The organism is Flaviramulus basaltis (assembly GCF_900114265.1).
Lineage (GTDB): Bacteria > Bacteroidota > Bacteroidia > Flavobacteriales > Flavobacteriaceae > Flaviramulus > Flaviramulus basaltis.
Genome location: NZ_FPKV01000017.1, coordinates 1 through 4,339, shown reverse-complemented (window position 1 = coordinate 4,339; position 4,339 = coordinate 1). Strand labels below are relative to the sequence as shown.

Annotated in this window: 4 protein-coding genes; all 4 read left to right on the top strand. The window is 29.8% G+C overall.

The annotated features are described in order from the left end of the window. Positions 1–31 precede the first annotated feature (31 nt). Entirely contained in the window at positions 32–601 is a 570-nt protein-coding gene (locus BT151_RS18210; protein ID WP_072403794.1) for a hypothetical protein, read from the top strand. A 158-nt stretch (positions 602–759) separates the two neighbouring features. Beyond that, positions 760–1,959 (top strand): phospholipase D family protein, encoded by a 1,200-nt coding sequence (locus tag BT151_RS18205; protein WP_072403793.1) that lies wholly within the window; start codon positions 760–762, stop codon positions 1,957–1,959. Between the two features lie 579 nt (positions 1,960–2,538). Then, a complete protein-coding gene (locus tag BT151_RS18200) occupies positions 2,539–3,051 on the top strand; it encodes a hypothetical protein (RefSeq protein WP_143144357.1) in 513 nt (170 codons plus the stop codon). 219 nt (positions 3,052–3,270) lie between these two features. Then, positions 3,271–4,110, top strand: coding sequence for an alpha/beta hydrolase (locus BT151_RS18195; protein ID WP_171946667.1), 840 nt, complete (start codon positions 3,271–3,273; stop codon positions 4,108–4,110). Positions 4,111–4,339 lie beyond the last annotated feature (229 nt).

Here is a 4,339-nt window from a genome sequence, read left to right as displayed (position 1 = left end):
ACCGTTACCTGTAATTTAACAAAAATCGATAATGACGAGATTAATTTTTAGAAGAGCATGTAAAAACTGTAATCAAGGAATTGACATTGACAACTCAATAACGGATTGGGAAAACGATTTAGAATATTATAAAAAACTGACCGACTACGAAATTTCCAAATCCTTGGAAAAAACCATGAAAAACAATGGCGCTGATTGTGAATTTTGCGATGCGAATAATTGGGACATTTGGGATTTAAAAGTAGATGACTACCAAATGTATGACTTGATAAAACTTAATAATAAATACGCTAAAAAAGGTTCACATTTATTACTTTTTCATTTTCCTAAAAGAGAGAATCTAGGACATCACACAATTTACCGAACTGACCCAAATCCAAATTCTTTCATAGAAAATATAGGTTTTGAATCACGTTGTAAAACGGAAATAAAAAAAATAATAGAATCAATTCCTTCATCACAATGTCTTAATCATTCAGACGGAGAATTATATTTCTGTTTTTCAGGTAATGAAACGGAAATTAAATTAGAAATATTTAGGCACATTGGTTTCACGAAAGAAGATTTAATAAATATAACTAATCAACTAACCGAAATATAAAAACTACAGGTAACAATGTATAAAAATAATTGCTCAATTTTGGGCTTAACCAAAGGTCGTTGCAAGTTTGCTACGTCTGATTTTCCTGCGGAAAATCCTCGCACGTAAACCTGCAACTATTCTTATACTAACCGTTAGCCACAACCAAAAACTGAACTTTGAAAATCATTACAACACCAAATAAATTAGAAAAGGAGTTTTTAAAATCATTAGACAATTATTCTAATTATTACTGGACAACAGCTTGGGCAAGTTCAAAATCAGAACCATTCAAAAAACTTATTGAAAACAATCATAAAATAAGTAAAATAGTAGTTGGAATACATTTTTACCAAACACATCCCGAATTTATTGAAACATTTCTAGATAATAAGAATGTGAGATTTATAAAACAACCTAGTGGAACTTTCCATCCAAAATTATTTGTTTTTTTTAATAACTCACAAGATTGGAAAATAATTTTAGGTAGCGCAAATTTTACAAAATCAGCATTTACTGAAAATACTGAAATTTCAACTGTAATAACACCTAAAGACTTAAACTCTAATGAAGTCTTGGAAACTACTTTCAGTTTTATAGAAAAAACTTGGAATGATGCTAAATACTTTGACAAAAAAGAATTAGAAGATTATAAAACAGTCTGGAAAAATCAAAAACCAAAAAGAGATAGTCTATCTGGTAATTATGGAAATACGAAAATAACAAATAACAAACCTATTCATCAAGCATCAATAGTTAATATGAAATGGAACGATTTTGTTGAAAATGTTAAGAATGCCGAATACCATTCTTTAAATGCGAGAATTGGTGTTCTAGATGTTTGTAGAGAATTATTTAATAAATCAAATTCATTCTCTGATTTAACAAAAGATGAAAGGAAATTTATTGCAGGTGTCCCAAATAAACTTAATGTCAAAGAAGGAATAGAATGGGCTTATTTTGGAAGTATGAAAGGAAATGGAAAGTTTAATAAGCAAATTGGAGAAAATAATATTGAGATTTCAAATGCACTCGATGAAATACCTCTTTTTGGTCAAATAACTAAAAACCATTTCAATAAATTTATAGTTCATTTTAAAAATGTATTTCCAGGAAAGAACTTAATAACAGCTTCGAGATTACTTGCTATGAAAAGACCTGATGTTTTTGTGTGTCTCTCAAGTAAAAATAAAACTTCAATAAGTCAAAATTTTGGAATAATTAAGTCGAGACTAGATTATGAGAGTTATTGGGAAGATATAATAATGAGAATTTATGACTCTGAATGGTGGCTGAATCCAAACCCAAAAGATAATATCGAAAAGAAAATTAGTCAAGGAAGGTCAGCATTTTTGGATGCATTATATTATGAGGAATAAAAAGGCAGTGGCTAACACCGTATAAAAAAAATTGCTAATTTTAGCTAAACCAAAGTTAGGTGCTCGTTTGCTAGCTTCTGATTTTCCTTCGGAAAATCCTCGCACACAAACACGCAACTTTCCTTATACATAAACGTTGTGTTTCATTGCGAAATGTACTCGAAATCAAAAAAACTTAGTTTGATTTTCGAATTTTTTTTTGAATTTTAAGAAAGAAAAAACAGAAAAATAATATTGCGGAATTTCAAATATTACGTTGGATTCTCACTCAAATATGAAATAAAAATCTCGTCGGACTTTTAGCTTGTTTGCGGAATAAAAAATCAAAAAACATCTGACTGACCAAAGCAGTGCGCAACTGTTGCGGCGGACTGATTAGCGAAACGAAAAAAAAAGAAATCGTCAACTGACCAAAAACTGTAAGAAAAAAAACAACGAAAACACAACACCGTATATAAAAAATAGCTAGTTTTATCCTAAACCAATGTCAGTTGCTCGTTTACTAGCTTCTGATTTTCCTTCGGAAAATCCTCGCACGCAAACACGCAACTTTCCATATACATAAACGTTGGCAAACATTTGATGAAACAGAGAACTAAAGATATTTTAGCATTCATTTTGATACTAATAGTAATTGCTGAATTGATGATTTACAAATCTGAACTGAATTTTGTTTACTCTAATATTTATAAAATTACTTTCCTGAATTTAGTTTTAATAATCGGATTTATTTTCTGGCATTCCAAAAAATTAGGACATCGGATTTTATTGACTTTAATTACAATTGGAATTGGATTACTGATTGTTTTCTTTGAATTTGTCCGAGATTTTTCACAAACCGAAAGAATTCATAAATCTTGGGAAATAGATAATTATGAGATTATTATTGCAAATCAAGAATATTTTGCTGGACCAGGAAGTAAGGCATATTTAAAATTAAGAAAAAAATATGCATTAGGATTATTTTACAAAGATTTAGATGAGATTGATAACGATTTGACTTTCTTTAAACTTGGAAAAGAAAATTGCATTGTTGAATTTTTAAAAACCAAAACTGAATTTGACCTTTGCGAAAAGAGAAAACTTAAATAAAAACGATTTGCCAACAACGTATATAAAAAATAGCTAGTTTTATCCTAAACCAATGTCAGTTGCTCGTTTACTAGCTTCTGATTTTCCTTCGGAAAATCCTCGCACGCAAACACGCAACTTTCCATATACATAAACGTTGGCAGTAATGTGAGCAACAAACCCTGAATTAAACAAATGAACTTTTTAAAACTACCAAAATTATTATTTATAACTTTTTCTTTGTTGATTTTTTGCAACCCTTTATTTAGCCAAAAATTAGAACCCAAAGAACGAATAGGAAATAATCCTGACCACATTATTAATTCTAAAATAATGGAAAAAGAGTATTTAATACATATGTCTTTTCCAAAAAACTATTCGACGAAAGACACAATAACTTATCCAGTTCTCTATGTTTTGGATGGAAAAAGCACTTATAGATATTTCAACTCATCAAACATTGATTTTGAAAAAATCGAAGATGTGATTCTCGTAGGTATCAGTCATAAAGTAAATGGAATAGAATCAAGAATTAATAGATTTAATGACTACACACCATATCGAGACACATTAACTGACAGAAAATTTGAGAAGAAGTTCGGAGTTGAAAAGGGAACAATAACAACCGGTGGAGCAGTTAAATTTTTAGAGTGCATTAAGAAAGAAATAGTACCATTTATTGATGAACATTATAAAACGAATTTTGACAGAGGAATTTCAGGACATTCTCTTGGTGGTTTATTTACAGCATACTGTTTCTTGAATTCTGACAATTACTTTACCCGATTTGGAATAAATAGCCCTTCATTTCAAATGAACGAAAAGATATTTTTAGAGCCAGCTATCGTTAAGTTAACGAGTAATGAAACTTGGAATATCGAACCAACCAAAGTATATATTTCAACAGGAGAAAATGAAAGTCCAATGATGGTGTCTAATATGATTAAGTTTAGTTTATATCTTAAAAAAAGTAACTACGAAAATGTTGATATGAATTGGAGAATATATAGAAATGAATCTCATACGTCAGTAATTCCGTTTAGTCTAAATGGTACGCTAACAACCTTATATGGAAAATAATAAAACACTACTGCCAACACCGTGTATAAAAAATTGCTAAATTAGTGCTTAAACAAAAGTTGTTGCGTATTTGCTACATCTGATTTTCCTGCGGAAAATCCTCGCACGCAAACCCGCAACATTTCATACACAAAACCGTTACCTGTAATTTAACAAAAATCGATAATGACGAGATTAATTTTTAGAAGAGCATGTAAAAACTGTAATCAAGGAATTGACATTGACAACT

Excerpts from the sequence above, each read along its gene's own strand:
- BT151_RS18210 (WP_072403794.1), top strand. The coding sequence starts at position 32 with ATGACGAGATTAATTTTTAGAAGAGCATGTAAAAACTGTAATCAAGGA.